Consider the following 21,900-nt stretch of genomic DNA (forward strand, 5'->3'; position numbering starts at 1 on the left):
GCTGGCCATGTTTCGCAACGCCGCCTTCGCCCTTCAATCGGACCGCTCGATCACAGCGCCGATGTTTGATCGATTTGATTTGAACGCCTGGACAGTGGTCCAAGCGGTCCATGTGCCCTGTACGTACGACGAACCGAGGGGGGCACAGCCATGCCGCTGACGCTCGCCACCGACGATAGCGGGGGGCCGGAGATCTTCGCTTCGGTTCAGGGCGAAGGTGCCTCTGCCGGTATGCCTGTCGCCTTCGTGCGGCTTAGCCGCTGCAATCTCGCCTGCATCTGGTGCGACACCGCCTACACCTGGCATTTCGAGGGCGATAACCGCCCGCACCGGTCAGGCACGACCTTTGACCGCAAGGCCAACCAGGTGACGCTGGAAGCCGCCGACGTGGCGGAACGGATCATGGCCCTGCACCAGAACCGCCTCGTCATCACCGGCGGCGAGCCGTTGTTGCAGGCAGGCGCGCTGGCCGATCTGCTCGAACTGCTGCCCGACATGAGCGTAGAGATCGAGACCAACGGCACCACCAAGGCTCCGCCCCGGCTCGATATCCGCATCGACCAGTACAATGTCAGCCCCAAGCTGGGCCATTCGGGCAATGCGCCGGAATTGGCGCTGATCGAGGAGCGGCTCGACGCCTATGCGCTCGACCCGCGCGCCTTCTTCAAATTCGTGATCGCCGACCCGGTCGATATCGACGAGGTGACCGAGCTCCAGCGGCTCCACGCCATCACCTCCTCACGCATCTTCCTGATGCCCGAAGGGACCGACAGCGCCGCCCTACGCAGCCGGATGGACTGGCTGGTGCCGCTCTGCCTCGACCATGGCTGGCGGCTGAGCGACCGGCTGCATATCCACCTGTTCGGCGATACGCGGGGAACTTAACTCAGCCTTGCGCGCGCCAGCGCTGGACCACGCGCAGGACAGATTCCTCTTCGCCCCCGCTGTGGTTCCACAGTTCGACGAAGCTCGGGTCTTCCGAAGCAGGGCGCTTCGATTCCTCGAGGTTGTCGAAGGAAACGCGGATCGGGATGGCTACACCCTCGCCGCAGACGATGCACTCGCGGTTGCGCAGCGCCGGGATCGAGTCGAGGAAACCGCGCGCACCTTCGGGCATGGCCGCCTTGACGAAGGCCTGGTCGCGTTCGTTGTTGAGGCGCATCGAGATGATCGTGCCGCACTGCGACAGCACACCTTCGGCAAGGTCGGATGGCCGCTGGGTGATGAGGCCCAGGCTGATGCCGTACTTGCGCCCTTCCTTCGCAATGCGGCTGAGGATGTTGCCGACCGAGGAACCGTCGGCGTTCTTCTCGTTGGGCACGTAGCGGTGGGCTTCCTCGCAGACGAGGAGGATCGGCCGGGTCCGTTCCTCGCGCGCCCAGATGGCGTAGTCGAAGACGAGCCGACTGAGCACCGCGACAACCGTGCTGGTGATGTCCGACGGAACGCCGGAGACGTCGATGATGGCAATCGGCTTGCCGCTCGACGGCATGCGGAAGATCTTGGCGATGAAGTCCGCCATGGTGTCACCGACCAGCATGCCGGAGAACATGAACTGGTAGCGCGGATCGCCCTTCAGTTCCTCGAGCTTGGTCTTGAGGCGCATATAGGGGGCCGAGGTGTTGGCCTTGTCGAGCTTGCCCATCTCGTCGGCGATCGCCGCGCCGAGGTCGGACAGCAGGTAGGGGATCGGCGAATCGACCGTGATCTTGCCGAGCTGTTCCGCCAGCCGGTTCTTGCCCCTCGCCTTCAGCAGGCACTTGGCGAGGATCTCGGCGTCGGTCTCGCGGTCGTTACCGCTACTCGTCAGCAGGACTTCGCAATGCTCCTCGAAGTTCATCAGCCAGTACGGCATCTGCAGGTTCGAGACGTCGAGGATCATCCCGGTGTTCTTGAACGCAGCGGAATATTCGCCGTGCGGGTCGATCATCAGGATGTGGCCGTTGGGTGCCGCCTCGCAGATGCGGTGCAGGATCAGTGCCGCGCTGGTCGACTTGCCGGTACCGGTCGAACCGAGCAGCGCGAAGTGCTTGCCCAGCATGGCGTCGACGTAAAGCCCGGCACGGATGTCCTTGGTTGGATAGACAGTGCCGATCTGGATGTTGGAGCGGCCGTCGCTGGCATAGACCATCTTGAGGTCGGAAGTACTGGCCGGATAGATATAGGCGCCGGGGATCGGATAGCGGGTTACACCGCGCTTGAAGCTGTGGATGCGGCCCGTCAGCTTTTCCTCCTGACCTTCGCCAAGGAAGTCGATGTTGGCGAGGATGCTGCCGGCCTTGCGGTCCTGCTTCTGGTTGCGGACGCTGGCGAGCAGCCAGCTGTTGCCGACCCGGATCTTGATCTGGCTGCCGACCTGGCCGGCCAGCGCGATCGACGGATCTTCGTCCGCCATGCATTCGTTGAGCCGCTGCAGGTCGAGCGCGATCATCGAGCCGGAGCCGGCGATCTCCAGCACAACGCCGATCGGCCGCGCGGTGTTGTCGACCGCCCTGGCCGGCGGCTGCGAGACGCCTTGCGACGCCGAAGCTGCGGCAGGCGCTGCGGCGCCGAATTCCTGCTTGCCCATATCCGTCATCAGATTGACCCTGGTTCCCTCTTGCACAGTCGTGCGAGCGGCCTAGCCCTGTCTAGGTTAAGATCGCGTCAATCCTGTCAGGCCCATGGCGGCAAGGCGTGGTCAGATCATCGCGAACAGGCGTCCGGCCACCCATCCCATACCGACCGAAAGGCTGATGGCGATGAGTCCGTAGAACAGCGACCAGTATTGCGCTGCTGCTTCGACGAAGCGTTCGAACCCGACCTTTTCGACTTCCACCTCGGCAATAGCCGAAGCGACAACGCGGCCATCGCTGACGGCGAAGGTCTCTGCCGTGTAGGTTCCGACCTGCACATTGGAGGGCAGTGATATCCGCGCCTGGTAGAGCACGCCTTCCCGCAAGGTTACGCCATTGAAGTTCTGCTTGTAGAGACCCTGCCTTTGGCGCAGGTCGACCAAGCCGTCGCGGAACCGGGCCTGCTCTTCCGGATCGATCATGCCGCTGGGCGACAGCTGGATGAAGTCGGTCCCGAACTCGAAAATCGCCGCCGTACGGTCATCGACAATATCCTCGATCGGCCTGTTCGCAGCTACCGCAAAATACGACGGGGCCGACCGGAAATCGAGCGCATCGGCATTCATCCAGATGCCCCCGATCTGCTGCTTCTCGCGCAGGCGGATTTGTTGCGACGGGCCGCGCAGCACGACAATCACATCGTAGGGATTGTCCTCCCTGACGCCATCAGGTCCCAGCACGGCACCAAACAGCAACAGCGTGGTCCCGGTAAAGCCCTGCTGCAGTTCGATTTTGTGCTGCGAGACTTCCGGCACGAGCACGGGATCGCGCTGTGCGGAGAGAGCGAAGAACGCCAGCAGGACCAGCGCCACCCGCCTCACAATTCGGTCACCGAATAGATCTCGTCGGGCTGGACGCCCAAGCCGAACAGCATCCGCAGCGCGATCAGGATGACAATTGTCGCCAGCACCATCCGCAGCAGGTCCGGCCTTGCCTTGAGCGCGATCTTGGTACCGAACTGCGCCCCGATAACGGAACCGAGCAGCAGCAGGCCGGCAAGGATCAGGTCCACCGCCTTGGTAGTCAGCGCGTGAGTCATGGTCGTCGCCATGGTGACGAAGAGGATGTTGAACAGCGAAGTGCCGACCACCACCCTTCCGCTCATGCCAAGAATGTAGAGCATCGCGGGCACCAGCATGAAGCCGCCGCCGACACCCATCAGCATGGTCAGGATGCCGACCAGGAAGCCCAGGATCAGCGGTGCCAGCGGCGAAATGTATAGCCCGGATGCATAAAAGCGCCACCGATAGGGCAGCGACGCCACCAGCGGATGGTGCCGCCGCTTGGCCGCAGGCGGCGGCGCGCCGCTTCGCTGGGCGCGCAATGCGTCAATCGACTCGCGCATCATCAGCGCGCCGATGGTGCCCAGCATCAGGACATAAAGGATATTGATGACGACATCGATCTGCCCGAGCAGCTGGAACAACCGGAACAGGCCCGCGCCGACCAGTGCGCCGAGCACGCCGCCTACGACCAGCACTCCACCCATGCGGTAATCGACCCCACCCGCCCGCTGGTGCGCGAGCACGCCGGAAACGCTGGCTCCGGTTACCTGGGTCGCAGCAGACGCCGCTGCCACCGTCGGAGGAATGCCATAGAAAATCAGCAGTGGCGTGGTGAGGAAACCACCTCCGACACCGAACAGGCCGGAAAGGATTCCGGTCAGCATGCCAAGCCCGACGATCACCAGTCCGTTGACCGAAAGGTTTGCGATGGGGAGATAGACGTCCATGAGCGCATCTCCCGTAGCTTAGCGGGACACTCGATTAAAGCGGTACGGCGCTAGAATCCTCCAACAATCGTCACCGCTACGCCCGAGTCGGGCGCCGCATTGCCGGTGACCCTTGTTCGATAGTCGACCGAGAGGCGCAGCGGCACATCGCCGAGGTCGAATTCGAGGCTGGCCGTCGGCCCGACATCGAGCCGGGCAGCATCTTTCTGTGCCCCACCCCACACACCGGCGCCAAGCCGCAGCTCCGCACCCCCTACCTCCGCCACTTTCCGGTCGATCCTGACCTGCCCGTCGGCAAATGCGGTGGCATAGTCGCCCCCGATATAGCCGCCCTGCGCATAGGCCTCGACCCTGATGCGTTCCGAAAGCTGCCATGAGGGGAACTCTGTCACAGCCAAGACCACAGGCCGAACCAGCACCTTGCTTTGCGCATCCGTCACGCGCAATTCAGCCTGGAGGCTCAGGGGCAAGCTAGCGATCGGCCGCGCCCCAATGCCGATCCCGGCCTCCGATTCACCGCCGTCGATCAAGGCCTTGCTGACCCGGGCATAGGCGAAGGGCGCTCGGGGCGATTGCTCCGCCAGGCGGTAGCGGAGCGTTGTCCCCGCCTGGCTTCCGCCATAGCCGGAAAGCCGGCTGGTCGACGGCGAGCGGGCAAAGCCGCTCCCTTGACGCCAGAGAGCCCAACCGTCGACGCGCCATTTGCGGCTTTGCTCGGCAGTGCCTGGTGGGAGGTCGGTTGGCGATACGGTCTTCGTTGCAGACGGTGCGCCGACTGCCGATCGCGGCCGATTGACTGACCTGTCCGGCCGGGATGGCAATGTAATCATCGCATTCCAGTCCACATTTGACGGTGAGGACGCGGCGGCTGCCAGCGAACGCGCGGCTGGACGCGCCACAACGGGATTGAGCAAATCCCAAAAAACCCAATCGCGCCGCTTGGATAGGCGGGATGTAGAGGTTGGGTCGGCTTTTGGCATAGCCGCGGGCGCTTCGATTGAAGCAACCGGCACAGGCTGCGTTGTCGATTGGGACAGTGGCGCGGCGAAGGGCGAGCTCCATAGCAGAACCCGTGCAACCAGCCAGCCGCCCAGCACCACACCCAGGACCACAAGCGGCTGCCCTCGCCGCACAAACAAGTTGTTCAAGCAGCCACTCCCGCAAGTCCCGGTTGGGCCGGGTGGAGATGATGATCGGTCTTGTCCCAGCGGGGCCGCTTGCCGGCGAGACAGCGCAGATAGGCGACAAATGCGCGCCTGCCGGCCATGATCGCGATGACATTTGCGAAAGGTATCCGCAGGATCGCCCGCAGCCCTTCAACCAGACCATACTCCCGCGCCGTAAATGCAAAACGGAACAGGGCACGCCAGACCAAGCTCGCGAGATTCAGGACGACAAGCCACCACAACAGCGGCGAAAGCGTCATTTTGGGGCCGAGCCCGGCCACGCTCAATGCAAGGCTGAACCCGCTCAGTACGACTAGTACATAGGCTATCGCGAGCACGAGCGCGGCAAAGGGGCCGCGCCGGTCGCGCAGGCGCATCCAGCTTTCGACCGGCGACCGGCTCCAGCCCAGACGATCCCAGCCCTGGAAAGCGATGCCGTGGAGCCAGCGGGTCTTCTGCCGTACTGCAGCATCGATCCGGTCAGGGAAACAGGCCCGGGTCGCGACCAGTCGGCCGTCGCTGTGGCGCACCCGCAGAAACCGCATTCGTCCGCCCATCCGTCCGATGGCAAGGCCGAGCTGGTAGTCTTCGGTAAGACTTTCCGGATCGAACGGAGATCCGTCCGACCTTTCGGCCGCCAGCCGGGCGAGCTGCGAACGCGAGATGGCGCAGCCGACACCCGCCGATGGCAAGCCTGCGCCCAGCGCGTCCCGAACCACCATACTCTTGCCATGGGCCTCGGCGAATTCCTCACAATAATGGCTCGCAATCCAGCGCGATCGGTCCAGAGCCTCGGGCAGGACCGGCAATTGGGCGAAGTCCGCGTGATCCATTGCGGCGTCGAGCAGGGCCAAGGCGGCAGGATCGACCATGTCCTCTGCATCTTGGAGCAAGATCATCCGCCATGGCTCGCCTTGACGCATCTCGTCGTCTTCGACCGCGCGGTAGAGACGATTGAGGCAATCCGCCTTGGTCGTCGGCCCGGCAGCATCGTGGATAACCAGCTTCACCCTGGCATCCCCAGCCGCTGCATCAATGACCGCCATGATCGTAGGCGGATCATTGCGATAGCAGCCGACGTAGAGGGTCCAATCGGCATGTCCCCAGACTTTGAGGGCATGGGCAATCGTTGCGCCTATGACAGTTGCTTCCTGCCAGGCTGGAACAAGGATCGCGGCCTTGCCTTTTAAGGGTTTAGGGGGCTCCGATGCCTCGCTTGTCGGCTCCAATCGAAACGTCTCGACCCGGCCACGAAGTTTCAGCCACAGCCAAAGGCCATCAACCGCGAATTCGTCTATCGCACCAAGGAAGAAAAACAGGCTCGCAAAGAGCAGGAGCTCATGTTGAACGAGAAGCAGCCATTCGCCCGCGGTAAAGCCGGCAAGATACACGAGTCCCCCTGACTCTGCCCTCGTAAACCTGGTTAGCTGACCCTTTCGGCACTTGCAACGCGGGAAATATCAATCAAAAGGCGTCGCATGACCGACCAGAAACCTTTGCCGACCAAGATCCTTGCCCAGGCGTTCGCGCCGGTACGTGCTCTGTTCGTGGGCGATGCTTCCGCCGGGATCCTGCTGATACTCGTCGCGGCGGCAGCAATGGTGGCGGCAAATTCCGCCTTGGCCGAGACATATCACGGCTTGTTCCATGATTCTCTGGCGTGGACCCCGATCCCCAAGCTCGACACGCTTCATCTGTGGATCAACGACGGCCTGATGGCGATCTTCTTCTTCGTAGTCGGGCTGGAAGTGAAGCGCGAGTGGATCGAAGGCCAACTTTCGAGCGCCGAGCAACGCCGGCTGCCAGTGATGGCGGCGGTTGCCGGTATGATCGTTCCGGCGGCCATCTACTATGCTTTCATCACGGGCGAAGGTGCGGACGAGTTGGTCCGCGGCTGGGCCATCCCGGCGGCGACCGACATCGCCTTTGCCATGGGTGTGCTGGGCTTGCTGGGCAACCGGGTCCCGGCCTCGCTGCGACTGTTCCTGCTGACCGTTGCCATTGTCGACGATATCGGTGCGGTGTTGGTCATCGCTTTCTTCTATACCGCCAATCTCAAGGTGATGTGGCTGGTCGCTGCCGCTGTGACCGTGGCGGTCATGTATGGTCTCAACCGTGCCAAAGTTTCCGCCTACTGGCCCTACATACTGCTGGCGCTGGTGCTGTGGTACTTCGTTCTCAATTCCGGGGTCCACGCCACTATTGCAGGGGTGATGGCCGCGCTGACGATCCCCATGCGCGGCAAGGACAATGACACCATGCTCGAACATCTCGAACATGGCCTCGCACCGTGGAGTGCTTACCTGGTGGTGCCGGTGTTCGGTTTCGCAAACGCGGGGGTCGCCTTTGCCGGACTCGGCATGGAGGCCCTGCTCGATCCGCTGCCGCTGGCAATTGCTGCGGGCCTGTTCCTGGGCAAGCAGTTGGGCATATTCGGGATCGTGTTCGCAGCCGACAAGCTGGGTATCGCAAACCGGCCGGAGAATGCTAGCTGGCCGGAAATCTGGGGCGTTTCGATCCTGTGCGGGATCGGCTTCACCATGTCGCTGTTCGTCAGCGGGCTCGCCTTTACCGGCAACGATCTGCTGATCGAGGAGGCCAAGATCGGCATCCTGCTCGGCTCGCTGATTTCGTCGGTGGTCGGCTACACGATCCTGCGGATGACGAGCACGCACCCGGAAGAGGACAGACTGCCGCGCTAGGCTGGAACCGGCAGCCTACCAGCTGCCGGTGTTCTCCATGCTCGCCCAGGGTTCCTGCGGCGGCAGATGGCCGTCTTGCAGCAGTTCGACCGATATCCCGTCAGGAGATCTGACGAAGGCCATATGGCCATCACGCGGCGGGCGGTTGATGGTGACGCCGGCATCCATCAGCCGCTGGCAGGTCTCGTAGATATTCTCGACGCGATAGGCCAGGTGGCCGAAATTGCGGCCGCCGGCATAGATTTCGCCCTCGCCGTCTTCAGGGGGCCAATTGTAGGTCAGTTCAACCTCGGCCACTCCCTCCTGCCCGGGCGCGGCAAGGAATATCAGCGTGAAGCGCCCCGCCTCGACATCGAAGCGCCGCACTTCCTCCAGTCCGATCAGTTCGAAAAAGGCGACCGTCGCATCGGGGTCACTGACGCGGATCATCGAGTGAAGGTACTTGACCATGGCGGAAACCCTTAAGAGCTGCCGCGATCCTAGGATTCCTTCCGGACAAATGAAAGGCCCGCCACGCAGGAGCGCGGCGAGCCTTCCTGGTGTCCCCCTGCGGGAAAGACTACATGCTGTAGCCGAGCGTAAAGAAAATGCCTGCGTCGGTGAAATCTTCGACGGCGGGACCCTCGGTGTCGACGTAGTTCACCCCGAGGCTCAGGCTGTCGGTGATCGCCCACGAAGCGCCGAGGCCCCAATCGAAGGAGTCGCCGTCGCCCGCGGTGGCGAAGACGCCATCGGTGTAACCGAGGTGCGCGGTCAGAGTGATCGGCGTATTGGGGATGCCCATCTCGAAATCGGTGTAGATGAACAGGTTGTCATTGCCACCGAGCGAATCCTGGTCCCAGGCATAGGCCACACCCAGCGTTGCGCCGACCGGACCCAGCGTGGTGCCGATCGAGGCATAGGGCTCGAAGTAATCGGTGTCGACGCCGAGCAGGTTGGCCAACTCGTTCTCCGTTGGATAGATATAGTAGAGCAGGCCGACATCGACGGTCACCCCGTCGGAGACGTCGCCGCTCCAGCCCGCATAGACGTCCAGCTCGAGCTCACCATACGGACCACCGCCCGAGATCGTCGAGGCCCAGGTGCCGACATAGAAGCCGCTCGAGTGGGCCAGGTCGATACCGCCTTGCAGAGCCGGATCGCCGTCAGAGAAGGAGACGCCGCGGAAGCGGTAGTCCGACACCAGCGCAACATTGCCCGACAGTTCGAACGCACTTGCGGCTTCATCCTCGCCCTGGGCGTTAATGGTGTCTTCTGCGGGAATTTGTGCAGCGCGCTGCAAGGGTGCCGTGACGAGGCTTGCCTCGTCGGTCACGGCTGCCTCTTCTGCAGTAATGCCGGCGGTATCGATGGCAACATTTTCGTCAGCCGCATCGTCTGCGGCGAACGCCGGGGTGGCAATCAGGGCCGAACCGGCAAGAAAAGTAGCGGCGAGGCCGCGAAAGGACGTAAGCATGACAAGCTTCCTTAGCTCTGGTGTGTCGCTTCGTCCCACCTGCGCATCGAGCGGCTGCGGCTTTGCTGTCGCAATCTCGCCTCGATGAGACACAATGATGCACAGCCTTGCTGCAGCGCACAACAAAATTGTCGCTAAGCTGTAAACTCTTGCACCACCGTTGCCATTCAGCATCACTTCACGGCGCTGGAGCCACGCTTGTCCGTTGCGATTGGGCCGTCCAATCCCTATGTCGCCAGCCGCAATCCTGGAGTTGCAACCACCCCTGCCATGCTGAAAACCCTTGCCAATCTGTTCCGGGCCAAGTCCGTCCAGGCTGCACCTGCAGTCCCGGATGGCACGCGCTTTTACGTCATTGGCGATATTCATGGTCGCAATGACCTGTTCGAAGCCCTGATCCTGGAGATCGAGGAGGAAGCCAAGAAGGCTGCTGAGCTGGACCTGCGGGTCGTGCTTTTGGGCGACCTCGTCGATCGCGGTCCTGAAAGCGCACTGGTCGTTGCCAATGCCCGCGCGTGGCGGGAGCGCCGGCAGGTGGATATCGTCGCCGGCAACCACGAACAGATGTTCCTCGAATCCTTCGACAGCACGCAGGTGCTGCGCCACTTCATCCGGCACGGCGGGCGGGAAACCATACTGTCCTATGGTGTCCCCGAAGCGCGCTACAACGAAGCGACCATCGAAGAGTTGCAGGACCTCATGCAAGAACGCGTGCCGCAGGAAGACCGCGATTTCCTCAGCAGCTTTGACGAAATGATAATCGCTGGCGACTATCTGTTCGTCCACGCCGGTATCAGGCCGGGGGTCGAACTTGAGGAACAATCGCGCGAGGACATGATGTGGATTCGCGAGCAGTTCCTCGATCACGAGGGCCACTATCCCTACCATGTGGTGCATGGGCACACGATCTTCGAAGAGGTCGATGCGCGCCCCAACCGCACAGGAATCGACACCGGTGCCTATCGTAACGGACGGTTGACCGCACTTGTACTGGAAGGCACGTCGCGCCGGCTGATCCAGACGGTCGAGACGAACGGTGTCATAACCGTCGAGAAGAAGGATAGAGTTGCATGAAGATCGCGATGGTCGGTTCTGGCTATGTCGGGCTCGTCTCGGGCGCCTGCTTTGCCGATTTCGGTCATGACGTGGTCTGCATCGACAAGGATCAGTCGAAGATCGACCGCCTGCACGACGGGATCATGCCGATTTACGAGCCCGGCCTCGACGCACTGGTCGTCAGCAACGTCAAGGCCGGCCGGCTGAGCTTCACCACCGACCTTGCCGAAGGCACCAAGGGCGCGGCCGCGATCTTTATCGCGGTCGGCACCCCCAGCCGCCGGGGCGACGGCCACGCCGACCTGACCTTCGTCCACGAAGTCGCCCGGGAAGTCGGCGAAAGCCTCGCCAATGATGCGGTGATCGTGACCAAGTCGACGGTGCCTGTCGGCACCGGCGACGAAGTCGAGCGGATCATCCGGGAAAGCGGCACCAGGCATCGCTTCGCTGTCGTCTCCAACCCCGAGTTCCTGCGCGAAGGCGCCGCCATCGGCGACTTCAAGCGCCCCGACCGGATCGTGATCGGGGCCGAGGACGATTTCGGCCGCGAGGTGATGAGCGAGGTGTACCGCCCTCTGTTCCTCAACCAGGCGCCCATCCTGTTCACCAGCCGCCGTTCGAGCGAGCTGATCAAATACGCCGCCAACGCCTTCCTCGCGACCAAAATCACCTTCATCAACGAGATGGCCGACCTGTGCGAGAAAGTCGGTGCCAACGTCCAGGATGTCAGCCGCGGGATCGGCATGGACGGACGGATCGGTGCGAAGTTCCTCCATGCCGGGCCCGGCTATGGCGGCAGTTGCTTCCCCAAGGACACGCTGGCCCTGCTCAAGACTGCAGAGGATTACGACAGCCCGGTCCGCATCGTCGAGGCGGTGGTCAAGGTCAACGACAGCCGCAAGCGCGCGATGGGCCGCAAGGTGCTCGACGCGCTGGGCGGGATGGAGTCAGCGCGCGGCAAGAAGGTCGCGCTGCTCGGCCTGACCTTCAAGCCCAACACCGACGACATGCGCGACAGCCCGGCCATAGCGGTGGCGCAGACGCTGACCGATGCCGGAGTCGAGGTCGCCGCCTATGACCCTGAGGGGATGGAACTGGCCAAGCCGCTGATGCCCGAAGTGACCATGGTGGAGGACCCCTACGCCGCCATCGAAGGCGCTGATGCGCTGGCCATCGTCACCGAATGGGATGCCTTCCGCGCGCTCGATCTGAACCGGGTCAAGGACCTCGCCAAGGCTCCGGTGCTGGTGGACCTGCGCAATATATACCAGCCGGACGATGTCCGGGCGAAGGGCTTCACCTACATCAGCGTCGGGCGAGCTTAGCCGAACCAGCGACGACGGTTATCACGGTTGGCCAAGCCTCCAACTGTTGTCCCGATGACGAGTCCCGCGGCTCCCATGCAAGCCGCAGCTATCGCGCTCGCCTCTTGCCCACCAAGGAAATAGATCGCGAGCAATGCCCAACAGAGGACCAGCGCATACCATAAGTTCCCACGGCTGCGGCTAACCGCAGAGGCGGCAATTACTCCGCCAACGGCTACAAGACCCGCTGTGCGCAAGCTATCCTGCCCATCACCAATGCCACGGTAGACCAGCGAAGCGGTGACGTTGACGATGCTCGCCGCCGTCAGCCACGCTGCCAGCGCACTGAAAGCGATGCCAACGACCAGCCGCTCAGCCAGACTGAAATCGCGCTCGAAGCGAACCATGATCCGCAAGATTGCCAAGAGCCCGACCAACGAAACAAGGATAATCACGGCGCTCACAGCCGTCAGATTGGCGAACTGGGTGCAGGTTACCCACGCCCCCTGTGCCGCAAGTGCCAGCGCGGCCCACCCGCCGATCTCCCAACCACTACGGACGGTGGGCGCCATGAACGAGGGAAAACAGTGTGCCAGGGGGCCTGTAAGCCGGGTTCTGTCCTGCGACCGGTTTCGTTTCCGACCGGCGCCGCAGGGGCAGCCATTCATCTGGGCGGACGATTGCTCGTCGCGCTCTAGCAGCCAACCCGGACCTCTCGGAACGAAGCGTTCCTGCCTTTCAGCGCGAGGTCCCTATTTGGCCTTGCTCCGGGTGGGGTTTGCCATGCGGAGACTGTCACCAGCCCCCCGGTGCGCTTTTACCGCACCCTTTCACCCTTGCCTGTGCCCCGGACCTGATCCGGGGCCATCGGCGGTATACTCTCTGTGGCACTTTCCCTGACCCCGGATCGAGCCCGGGGCCGGCGGGCGTTACCCGCCACCCTTGCTTCGTGGAGCCCGGACTTTCCTCGCATACGCGCGGCTGCCCGGCCCCCTGGCACAGCGGCTATAGTAGCGCCGGTCGCTGTAGGAAAGCTGAAGCTGCCTCAGGGCTCGACGATTTCGAACAGCGGATCCGGCTGGTCGAGCGCGCCGAACATCGCCGCCAGAGCCATCGGATTGCCCTCCAGCTTTGCCGCACCTGCCTGCACCAGCGCGGGCAATGCCACCTGCTGCGCGAGCAGGCGGTTGAAGTCCGTCCGGGCGATTGTCAGCGTCACCGCAGGCGCATCTGCCGTTCCGGCGCGCGGAAACATCACGCTCTTGCGCAGGTCGACCGCGATGGCTTCGCCGGTGTCGGTAAAGGCGAATTGCAGCACGGCCTCCTCGCCCCGCATCTTGGCCGGATTCAACCGGGTGGCGAGCGAGTTGAACAGATCGAGCGTGGGGATCGAGGCAATCAGTTCCGCAGAGGTGGTGGAAAGCACCTGCGCATCGCGCGGACTGCGCAAGTCTTCCGCCGCAGAGAGGTAGATATTGCGCCAGGTCCCGCCCTCGGCCTGGAAACCGAGCTGTTCGTAGGTCGAGGCCAGCCATGCCCGTGCATCGGCATTGGCCGGATCGGCAAAAACCAGCGTTTGCAGCAAGGTCGCTGTCCAGCGGTAGTCGCCTGCTTCGAACGCCACCTGTCCCTGTTCCAGCGCCTTGCCAGCTCCGCCCAGTGCAGCGATCCAGCGTTTGGCTTCTTCGACCTTGGGCAAGGCGTCGTAGTCTGCCGGGACAGCGTTCCACCACCCGAAGTAGCGTTGGTAGACCGCCTTCGAATTGTGCTTGAAGGTGCCGTAGTACCCGCGTGTGCCAAAGTCGGCGGTGGCAAAGTCCGGTTCGCCGATCAGCTCCGCGATCTCGTCCATGGTGTAGCCCTGGTTCGCGAGCCGCAGCGTCTGGTCATGAGTAAAGCGATAGACGTCGCGCTGGTTGCGCAGCTTCTGCCGCACCTCTTCCTTGCCCCAGCTGGGCCAGTGGTGCGAGGCGAGCATGACATCGCTCTTGTCACCGAAGCGAACCAGGATTTCATCGATCTTGCGGCTCCACTGCAGGCTGTCACGTACCAGCGCCCCGCGCGGAGTGAGGATATTGTGGAAGTTGCGGGTCACGACCTCGGCGGTGTGGAGCGCGCGGAACTGCGGCAGGTAGAACACGAACTCGGACGGCGCCTCGGTGTGGCCGGTATCGACGAACTCGAACACCACCCCGTCGATCTCCAGCACCTCCCCCTCGCGCGACAGTTCGCGCGTCGGCGGCAGCAGGCCGATCGGTCCGGTGGCAAGCTTCGGTCCGAGCCCGACTCCGATCACACCCTGCGGCCCGGTGGGCACCTTGTTGCCGAACTGGTACTGCGCCCGGCGGCCCATGGCAGCACCGGCCAGCACACTTTCACCGACAGTTTCGCCCATAAAGCCTGCGGGGGCAAATATCTGGACATCGCCCCTTTGCAGTGCCTCGCGGCTGGTCACACCCAGCACCCCGCCGAAGTGGTCTCCATGGCTATGGGTGTAGATCACTGCCACCACAGGCCGCTCGCCAAGCGTGCGATTGGCCAGCTCGAGCCCTGCCCTCGCCGTGGCGGGGGTCAGCAGCGGGTCGATCACCACCCAGCCGGTCTTGCCGGAGATCAACGTCATCACAGAGATATCGTAGCCACGCAGCTGGTAGATCCCGGGGACGACTTCGAACAGGCCGTGGATCGCCGTCAGCTCGCTCTGGCGCCAGAGCGAGGGATTGGCCGTGTCCGGCGCATCGGCATCGAGAAACTCGAATGCGTTGATGCTCCACGCCACAGTACCATCGGGGTTGACGATATCTTGGTCCAGCTGCGCCAACAGCCCGCGCGTTGCATCCTCGAAATCGGCCCGGTCGTCGAGCGGGAGGCGTTCGCGCACTGCCTCGTTAGCTGCTGCCGTCTGCTCGGTTGCAGTTCCGACCGGCGGCGTATTGCCCAGCAACGCAAGCGCCAAGGTCAGCAAGGCTGCCGTTCCCGGTATCCGCATTGTATCCTCCCTGTTTGCCGCTTGTGGGGCGTCTAGCGTGTCATCCCCCGGTCGCGGTCCAGCAGCAACTGGAACAGAATTGCCCGCACCTGCCCGCAAATCTGCCCGTCGATGGTCTCGGGCCGCCAGCGGCGCTGGAACGCCTCGACCACCTTGTGCCCGTCGGTGATGTCGTAACCATAGCGCTCAAGCGCGAGGTAGAAGGCGGCATCGTTGTCGAAGGGATCGCCCTGCTCCAGCTTCTCCGGTCGCGGCAGACAGAGGTGATATTCGGCCAGGCGTTCCCATGGGAACAGCTCGCCCGGATCCGTCTTGCGCTGCGGCGCCACGTCGGAGTGGCCGACCACATTGGCGCGCGGGATGTCGTAACGCTGGATGATCGAATGCAGCAGCGGGATCAGGGCGTCGATCTGCGCCTCGGCAAAGGGGCGATAACCGAGGCCGTGCCCGGGATGGTCAAGCTCGATCCCGATACTGGCCGAATTCACGTCGCGAATCCCGCGCCAATAGGAAACTCCCGCGTGCCATGCCCGCTTGTCTTCGGGCACCAGCAGGGTGACTTCGCCCTCCTCGCTGATGACATAATGCGCGCTGACCCCTGCTTCGGGATCGCAAAGCCGGTCGAGCGCAGTTTCGACGGGCTTCATCTCGGTATAGTGCAGTACGACCATGTTGATCGGCAGCTTGCGATCATTGCAGTTCGGCGAAAGCCGCTCGCGATGCACCAGTTCGCCCATCAGCCGGGAAGCACGGCGCCCAGCACGAGGGCATCCTCGCTGAGATGATACTGCAATTCGCCCTCGCAGTCATAGGCGAGGAGAGCCAACATATGCGCAGGTGCGGTGCGCCCGGACAGTCCCTCGGCGGGCAACTCGCCCTCCAGGGCCTGGCCGATACTTTCATCGAATGCGACCTTCGGGCCACTGGCACGGACAACGATCTCGCTCGCCCCGTCGCGGCGTTCGGCCCCGATATCGAGCGTGCCCCCGCGCACCAGCGCGTCGAGCCCCATCTGGGCGAAATTGAGCAGCACCTTGACTGCCGGTTTGGGCAGGCTGTCCACCGCCAGCGCCCAGTTGATTTCTACGCGCCGCGCATCGGCCGCCAGCGCCTCGATCAACGCCTTGGGCTCGGTCATGTCGATCCGCTCGCCAAAGCCGCCCGCAGCGCCATAGGCAAGCCGGAAGAACTTGAGCTTGTTGGCGCTGGTCCGCGCGCTCTGTTCGAGCAGTTCCATGCAGCGCTGGCGCATTTCCGGATCCTGCTCGTCCGCCATCAGCTCCAGCCCGTTGCTGAGCGCGCCGACCGGCGAAAGCAGGTCATGGCACAGCCGCGAACAGAGCTGGCTGGCGAGAGTTACGGCATCGGTTTCGTTCATATAGACCTATCGTTTGGTGAACCATGTCACACATGTCACACTGTCCTAGAGCAAAAATGCGGCCCTGCCAGCCGCATGTGTCAAGGGTTGCGGCAGAGAGTGCCCGGACGCAGTTCATTGCCGCGATCTAGCTTGCCGAGACGCGGTAGGAAAGCGGGACGAAACCTTCTGGCGCATCACGCCAGATCGTGACCGTGCCCGCCGCCACAATGGCCCAGATGCTGCCATCGTGTGCGGCCTGCCGCCTGTCCGTGGGGGATGGTTCTGCATGGCCATTGGGATGCGAATGGTAGTAGCCGGCAACCCGCGGCCCGCCATGGCGTGCAGCGCGGTGCGCATCGATCAGAGCCTGCGGATCGATCTCGAAGTGGTTTTCGGGCTGGGGGTGGACATTATCTGCGGGAAGGAATGCGGTGATACGCCCGTCCTTCCCCAACAGTATTCCGCAACACTCGCGCGGGTGGGCATCGGCAGCGTGGCCTAGAATGCCGGCAACAACCGCGCTTGAGACTTCTCGTATCATGGCCCATGGCCCTAGCATGCGTGACAACGAAGTCATCACCGGAACCCTCGCTGCGGCGGGCCGCGTCGACAAGCTACTGGCCGAAGCGACTGGCCTGTCGCGCGAGCGGGTCAAGGCGCTGATGGTGGAGGGCGCGGTGACCGTGGGCAAGTCGCTGGCCGCCAACCCTTCGGCGAAGATGCAGGCCGGGGCCCACTTCGAGATCCGCCTGCCCCCACCCGAACCGCTTGCCGCCGAGCCGCAGGATATCCCGCTCGATGTGGTGTTCGAGGACGAGCATCTGGTCGTCGTCAACAAGCCGGCCGGGATGGTGGTCCATCCGGCAGCGGGCAATCCCGATGGCACGCTGGTCAATGCGCTGCTGTTCCACTGCCGGGGGCAACTTTCCGGCATCAACGGCGTTGCCCGCCCCGGCATCGTTCACCGGATCGACAAGGATACTTCGGGCCTGCTGGTGGTGGCGAAGACCGACGCCGCTCACGAGGGCCTCGGCGCGCAGTTTGCGAAGCATTCGATCCACCGCCGATACCTGGCGGTCTGTGCGGGTCACCCTCATCCATCGGAAGGCACGATTGATGCCCGGCTTGGCCGCAGTGATCGCGACCGCAAGAAAATGGCCGTACTCGCAAAGGATTCCTCGCGCGGCAAACACGCGGTTACGCGGTACAAGACGCTTAAGACGATGGCGGATTGCGCATTGATCGAATGCCGGCTGGAAACCGGGCGCACCCACCAGGTCCGCGTTCACTGTCAGTCAATGGGCCATCCGCTAATCGGTGACCCTGTGTACGGCAGCGATCCCAGGAGCTTGCGCCCCTTGCTCAAGCAGCTCGGGTTTGCCCGTCAGGCGCTCCATGCTGCCGAGTTGGGCTTTCTCCACCCTGTGACAGGCGAGAAGGTGCAATTTACCGCCAGTTTACCTGCCGACATGCAGGAACTCATCGACGAAACCGAACGTATTTATCGATGAATGTCGGTGCAAAGATTGGCGAATTCGACTATATGTAACCGTGTGGCCCAGCCGCGCGGATGCCCACCAGGGGTCCGGGCAATCGGGTTGACGCAGAAAGGTTAGGGAAAGAGTGAGCAACACCAAGGCATTGAGCGTACCGGCGCTCGGCGGAGAGCAGAGCCTCAACCGCTATCTCTCGGAAATCAAGAAATACCCGATTCTCACCGCCGAGCAGGAATACATGCTTGCCAAGCGGTACGAGGAGCACGAGGATCCCGAAGCTGCGGCGCAGCTCGTGACCTCGCACCTGCGGCTCGTGGCCAAGATCGCCATGGGCTATCGCGGCTATGGCCTGCCCGTGTCGGACCTCATTTCCGAAGGCAATGTCGGCCTGATGCAGGGCGTCAAGAAGTTCGAACCCGATCGCGGTTTCCGTCTCGCGACCTACGCGATGTGGTGGATCAAGGCCTCGATCCAGGAATACATCCTGCGCAGCTGGAGCCTCGTGAAAATGGGCACCACCGCCGCGCAGAAGAAGCTGTTCTTCAACCTGCGCCGGATGAAGAAGAACCTCGATGCTTACGAGGACACCGATCTGCATCCCGACGATGTGACCAAGATCGCCACCGATCTGGGCGTGCCGGAGCAGGAAGTCGTCAACATGAACCGGCGCATGATGATGGGCGGCGACGGATCGCTCAACGTGCCGATGCGCGGCGGCGAGGAAGGGTCCGGCGAATGGCAGGACTGGCTGACCGACGATCGCCCGCTGCAGGACGAAACCGTGGCCGAAGCCGAAGAGGCGCATGTCCGGCATGAGATGCTGGTCGAGGCGATGAACTCGCTCAACGAGCGCGAACAGCACATCCTCACCGAACGGCGCCTGACGGACAATCCGCAGACGCTCGAGGAACTGAGCCAGGAATACAACGTCAGCCGCGAACGCATCCGCCAGATCGAAGTGCGCGCATTCGAGAAGCTGCAAAAGGCGATGCAGCGCATCGCCGGCGAGCGGCTGCTGCCCGGTATGGCATAAGCGCCAGCACTTATCCGGATGAATTTGAGCGAAGCCCCGGCCATGTTGGTCGGGGCTTCGTTGCATTTGGGAATGGGCGAATCTAGGTCTCGCCGATGATCTGGTTCGCCAAGCTTCTTGCCAAAATCATCTTCGGCTTCCTGGTGGCCAGCCTGTCGCTGGTGCTCGTTTTCAAGTTCGTCCCGGTGCCCTTTACCGCGACTATGGCGATGGACCCCAATCCGGTGACCAAGGATTGGACCGCTTTATCGGATATCGACCGCACCATGGTCCGCGCGGTGATCGCGGCAGAGGATGGCAAGTTCTGCACCCATGCCGGCTTCGACACCGAAGCCATCGCCAAGGCCGCCGCCAGCAATGCCCAGGGCGGGCGTATCCGAGGCGGATCGACGATCAGCCAGCAGACCGCCAAGAACGTGTTCCTGTGGCAGGGCGGCGGTTATGTCCGCAAGGGCTTCGAGGCCTGGTTCACTTTCCTGATCGAGAAGATCTGGGGCAAGCGGCGGATCATGGAGGTCTATCTCAACGTGGCCGAGACCGGCATCGGCACCTATGGCGTGGAGGCCGGAGCGCAGCGTTACTTCAACAAGTCCGCTGCCAGGCTGACCCCGCTGGAGGCGGCTCGCATGGCTGCTGCCCTGCCGCTGCCGAAGAAGCGCGCGGTTTCCAACCCGAGCGGCTGGCTACGCCGGCATGGCAACACGCTTGCCGCTCGCGTCGGTGTCGTAAGGCGTGACGGATTGGATTCCTGCGTCTACGAATAAGACCGATGGGCGCAGCACACTCTCATTCGCATGATCATGCTCACGCCCACCCGCATGGGCCTCACCACGGGCATGGACATTCCCATGCGCCGAAGGATTTCGGCCCCTCCTTCGCCATCGGCATCCTGCTCAACATCGCTTTCGTCGCGGTCGAGGCGACCTATGGCCTTATCTCCGGCTCGATGGCGCTGGTCGCCGATGCCGGGCACAACCTTTCCGACGTGCTGAGCCTGCTGCTGGCCTGGGGCGCATCGGTGGCGGCCAAGCGGCCCGCACAGGGCCGCTACACCTTCGGCTACAAGAGCTCGACGATCCTCGCCGCCATCGCCAACGCAGCGCTGCTGTTTGTGGCCATCGGGATCATCCTTTACGAGACGACTCACCGGCTGATGAACCCGGCCCCGGTCGAGGGCTGGACGATGATCGCGGTCGCCGGCATCGGCGTGGTCATCAACACGGCCACCGCACTGCTGTTCTTGCGCGGGCAGCACGATCTCAACATTCGCGGAGCCTTTCTGCATATGGCTGCCGATGCGCTGGTCTCGCTGGGCGTGGTGGTGGCGGGCATCGCCATCCTGCTTACCGGGGCAATGTGGATCGATCCGGTCACCAGCCTCGTGATCGTCGGCGTGATTGCCTGGGGCACGTGGGGGCTGGCCAAGGACAGCGTCAAGCTGGGCCTTCATGCCGTACCCGATGGTATCTGCGAGCAGGAAGTGCAGCGTTTCCTCGTCGGTCAGGCCGGCGTCAGCATGGTCCACGACCTCCACATCTGGCCGATGTCGACCACCGAAACCGCGCTGACAGCCCATCTCGTCATGCCCGGCGGCAGCAGCGGCGATGGCTTCCTGCGGCAACTTGCGCACGACCTCGAACATCGCTTCGGCATCCACCACATCACCGTCCAGATCGAGCGAGAGCCCGAATGCGGGGGCGGCTGTTGACCAGCGACGCACAAAGGGAGGCCTTGAAGGTCGCGATGCTCCGCCTCGCCGATGGCGACCGCGAAGCGCTGCGCGAGATCTACGATGCGACGCAGGCGAAGCTTTTCGGCATCTGCCTGCGTATCTTGGGGGACCGCAAGGAAGCCGAGGATGCATTGCAGGACGTATACCTGACCCTGTGGCGCCGGGCCGACCGGTTCGATCCGGCCCGCGCCAGCCCGATCAGCTGGCTCGCCACCTTCGCGCGCAACCGCGCGGTGGACCGGCTGCGTGCGGGCAAAGTGCAACGCCGTGCGGTCCCGGTCGACGAGGCCATGGAGATCGCCGATGACGCCCCGCGCGCCGATGCCTTGCTTGAAGGTGCGGAGCGCACTGACCGGATCCACCATTGCCTCGGGCAACTCGAGGAACCGACCCGCTCTTCGATCCGCACAGCATTCTTCGAAGGCCGGACCTATGCCGAACTGGCGGCGGCGGCAGGCGAACCGTTGGGAACGATCAAGAGCCGCATCCGGCGCGGCCTGGCAAAACTCAAAGCCTGTCTCGAGCATGACGACGATGACTGACACGGACCATCTCGCTGCGGAATACGCACTCGGCCTGCTCGAAGGCGAGGAATTGCTGCGGGCACGCAGCCTGGAGGCGCGTGACCCGGTCTTTGCCGGGGCGGTTGCCAGATGGCAGGCGCATTTCGCCCCACTGCTCGATGCTGTGCCGGAGGCAACGCCGCGCGCCGGTTTGTGGCGGGCCATCGAGGCGGCGATCGGTCCCAATCCCGCCAACGACAATGAGCAGTTGGCAGGGCAGCTGCGCCGCTGGAAATGGGCAACGGCTTTCGCCTCTGCCGCTGCGGCGGTGCTGCTGGCGATCACGCTTGTCCCAACCGGCAATGCGCCGGTGCCAGATGCGCCTGAACTCGCCGCTTCAATCCCGGTCGGTGACGGCGGCCTTCGGCTCGAGGTTACCTACATCGGAGATTCTCACGAGCTAGTGGTTGCCGCAGCGGGCCTGACCGCCGACGGTGTCCATGATCACGAGCTGTGGCTGATCCCCGCAGAAGGCGATCCACTTTCGCTGGGGGTCATCCAGCCGGGGGCCATTCGCAAAGCCCGGCTCGACGATGCGCTGGCCGCGCAGCTGGCTGATGGCGGACAGATTGCCGTTTCGCGCGAGCCGCTGGGCGGTGCTCCGGAGGGCGCCGTCCCCGGCCCCGTGGTCGCTCAGGGCGTACTGACCGAGCTGTAGGCGGCCGTTCAGGCCGACCGAAGAAATTTCTCCTGCAG

Annotated in this window: 22 protein-coding genes and 1 other RNA gene; 10 read left to right on the top strand and 13 right to left on the bottom strand. The window is 63.4% G+C overall.

Annotated features, from left to right (window positions below):
• The first annotated feature begins 150 nt into the window (after positions 1-150).
• Positions 151-885, top strand: a complete 735-nt coding sequence (locus tag LY632_RS12960) for a 7-carboxy-7-deazaguanine synthase QueE (RefSeq protein ID WP_234091546.1) — start codon at positions 151-153, stop codon at positions 883-885.
• Between the two features lies 1 nt (position 886).
• On the opposite strand, the gene LY632_RS12965 is transcribed toward LY632_RS12960, so the two are convergent.
• From LY632_RS12965 to LY632_RS12985, 5 genes are all read right to left on the bottom strand, one after another.
• Positions 887-2,578 (bottom strand): ATP-binding protein, encoded by a 1,692-nt coding sequence (locus LY632_RS12965; RefSeq protein ID WP_234091547.1) that lies wholly within the window; start codon positions 2,576-2,578, stop codon positions 887-889.
• 102 nt (positions 2,579-2,680) lie between these two features.
• On the bottom strand, positions 2,681-3,439 hold the full coding sequence (locus tag LY632_RS12970; protein ID WP_370636578.1) for a TIGR02186 family protein: 759 nt from the start codon (positions 3,437-3,439) through the stop codon (positions 2,681-2,683).
• Positions 3,433-4,347, bottom strand: a complete 915-nt coding sequence (locus tag LY632_RS12975) for a sulfite exporter TauE/SafE family protein (protein WP_234091549.1) — start codon at positions 4,345-4,347, stop codon at positions 3,433-3,435. The genes LY632_RS12970 and LY632_RS12975 overlap by 7 nt, the downstream gene beginning before the upstream one ends.
• Positions 4,348-4,397: 50 nt before the next feature.
• On the bottom strand, positions 4,398-4,787 hold the full coding sequence (locus LY632_RS12980; protein WP_234091550.1) for a hypothetical protein: 390 nt from the start codon (positions 4,785-4,787) through the stop codon (positions 4,398-4,400).
• Between the two features lie 704 nt (positions 4,788-5,491).
• Positions 5,492-6,904, bottom strand: a complete 1,413-nt coding sequence (locus tag LY632_RS12985) for a glycosyl transferase family protein (RefSeq protein WP_370636531.1) — start codon at positions 6,902-6,904, stop codon at positions 5,492-5,494.
• Between the two features lie 87 nt (positions 6,905-6,991).
• On the opposite strand from LY632_RS12985, the gene nhaA reads away from it, so the two are divergent.
• Positions 6,992-8,215, top strand: coding sequence for a Na+/H+ antiporter NhaA (gene nhaA, locus LY632_RS12990; protein ID WP_234091551.1), 1,224 nt, complete (start codon positions 6,992-6,994; stop codon positions 8,213-8,215).
• A gap of 15 nt (positions 8,216-8,230) precedes the next feature.
• Here nhaA and LY632_RS12995 read toward each other — a convergent pair whose 3' ends face one another.
• Together LY632_RS12995 and LY632_RS13000 are read right to left on the bottom strand one after the other, a co-directional pair.
• Complete coding sequence (locus LY632_RS12995) at positions 8,231-8,665, bottom strand: VOC family protein (RefSeq protein WP_234091552.1); 435 nt, start codon at positions 8,663-8,665, stop codon at positions 8,231-8,233.
• 109 nt (positions 8,666-8,774) lie between these two features.
• Entirely contained in the window at positions 8,775-9,671 is an 897-nt protein-coding gene (locus LY632_RS13000) for a TorF family putative porin (protein ID WP_234091553.1), read from the bottom strand.
• 198 nt (positions 9,672-9,869) lie between these two features.
• On the opposite strand from LY632_RS13000, the gene LY632_RS13005 reads away from it, so the two are divergent.
• Both LY632_RS13005 and LY632_RS13010 read left to right on the top strand, forming a co-directional pair.
• A complete protein-coding gene (locus LY632_RS13005; RefSeq protein WP_370636532.1) occupies positions 9,870-10,745 on the top strand; it encodes a metallophosphoesterase family protein in 876 nt (291 codons plus the stop codon).
• On the top strand, positions 10,742-12,052 hold the full coding sequence (locus tag LY632_RS13010) for a UDP-glucose/GDP-mannose dehydrogenase family protein (RefSeq protein WP_234091554.1): 1,311 nt from the start codon (positions 10,742-10,744) through the stop codon (positions 12,050-12,052). Before LY632_RS13005 ends, LY632_RS13010 begins: the two co-directional genes overlap by 4 nt.
• Here LY632_RS13010 and LY632_RS13015 read toward each other — a convergent pair.
• The 6 genes from LY632_RS13015 to LY632_RS13040 form a co-directional block, all read right to left on the bottom strand.
• Positions 12,049-12,603, bottom strand: a complete 555-nt coding sequence (locus LY632_RS13015) for a hypothetical protein (protein WP_234091555.1) — start codon at positions 12,601-12,603, stop codon at positions 12,049-12,051. The genes LY632_RS13010 and LY632_RS13015 overlap by 4 nt on opposite strands.
• A gap of 16 nt (positions 12,604-12,619) precedes the next feature.
• Positions 12,620-13,028, bottom strand: an RNA gene (gene rnpB / locus LY632_RS13020) — RNase P RNA component class A.
• A gap of 48 nt (positions 13,029-13,076) precedes the next feature.
• Positions 13,077-15,020, bottom strand: coding sequence for an alkyl/aryl-sulfatase (locus LY632_RS13025; RefSeq protein WP_234091556.1), 1,944 nt, complete (start codon positions 15,018-15,020; stop codon positions 13,077-13,079).
• Positions 15,021-15,052: 32 nt separating this feature from the next.
• Entirely contained in the window at positions 15,053-15,757 is a 705-nt protein-coding gene (locus LY632_RS13030) for an N-acetylmuramoyl-L-alanine amidase (RefSeq protein ID WP_234091557.1), read from the bottom strand.
• The gene (locus tag LY632_RS13035) at positions 15,757-16,398 is read right to left on the bottom strand and encodes a histidine phosphotransferase family protein (protein ID WP_234091558.1); all 642 of its coding nucleotides are present in this window, start codon (positions 16,396-16,398) and stop codon (positions 15,757-15,759) included. Before LY632_RS13035 ends, LY632_RS13030 begins: the two co-directional genes overlap by 1 nt.
• A gap of 127 nt (positions 16,399-16,525) precedes the next feature.
• Positions 16,526-16,921, bottom strand: a complete 396-nt coding sequence (locus LY632_RS13040; protein ID WP_234091559.1) for a Mov34/MPN/PAD-1 family protein — start codon at positions 16,919-16,921, stop codon at positions 16,526-16,528.
• Positions 16,922-16,937: 16 nt separating this feature from the next.
• Between LY632_RS13040 and LY632_RS13045 the strand changes: the two genes are divergently transcribed.
• The 6 genes from LY632_RS13045 (at position 16,938) to LY632_RS13070 (ending at position 21,862) form a co-directional block, all read left to right on the top strand.
• A complete protein-coding gene (locus LY632_RS13045) occupies positions 16,938-17,891 on the top strand; it encodes an RluA family pseudouridine synthase (protein WP_234091560.1) in 954 nt (317 codons plus the stop codon).
• 112 nt (positions 17,892-18,003) lie between these two features.
• Positions 18,004-18,909 (top strand): RNA polymerase sigma factor RpoH, encoded by a 906-nt coding sequence (gene rpoH / locus LY632_RS13050; RefSeq protein WP_234091561.1) that lies wholly within the window; start codon positions 18,004-18,006, stop codon positions 18,907-18,909.
• A 95-nt stretch (positions 18,910-19,004) separates the two neighbouring features.
• Entirely contained in the window at positions 19,005-19,673 is a 669-nt protein-coding gene (mtgA, locus tag LY632_RS13055) for a monofunctional biosynthetic peptidoglycan transglycosylase (RefSeq protein WP_234091562.1), read from the top strand.
• 5 nt (positions 19,674-19,678) lie between these two features.
• Positions 19,679-20,617 (top strand): cation diffusion facilitator family transporter, encoded by a 939-nt coding sequence (locus LY632_RS13060; protein ID WP_234091563.1) that lies wholly within the window; start codon positions 19,679-19,681, stop codon positions 20,615-20,617.
• Positions 20,599-21,183: a sigma-70 family RNA polymerase sigma factor gene (locus tag LY632_RS13065; protein WP_234091564.1), complete on the top strand. Its 585-nt coding sequence runs from the start codon at positions 20,599-20,601 to the stop codon at positions 21,181-21,183. The genes LY632_RS13060 and LY632_RS13065 overlap by 19 nt, the downstream gene beginning before the upstream one ends.
• Complete coding sequence (locus LY632_RS13070; RefSeq protein ID WP_234091565.1) at positions 21,176-21,862, top strand: anti-sigma factor domain-containing protein; 687 nt, start codon at positions 21,176-21,178, stop codon at positions 21,860-21,862. The genes LY632_RS13065 and LY632_RS13070 overlap by 8 nt, the downstream gene beginning before the upstream one ends.
• Positions 21,863-21,900: the final 38 nt, after the last annotated feature.

Origin of the sequence: Erythrobacter sp. SDW2 (assembly GCF_021431965.1) — a bacterium.
In the GTDB taxonomy this organism is placed as follows: Bacteria; Pseudomonadota; Alphaproteobacteria; order Sphingomonadales; family Sphingomonadaceae; genus Parerythrobacter.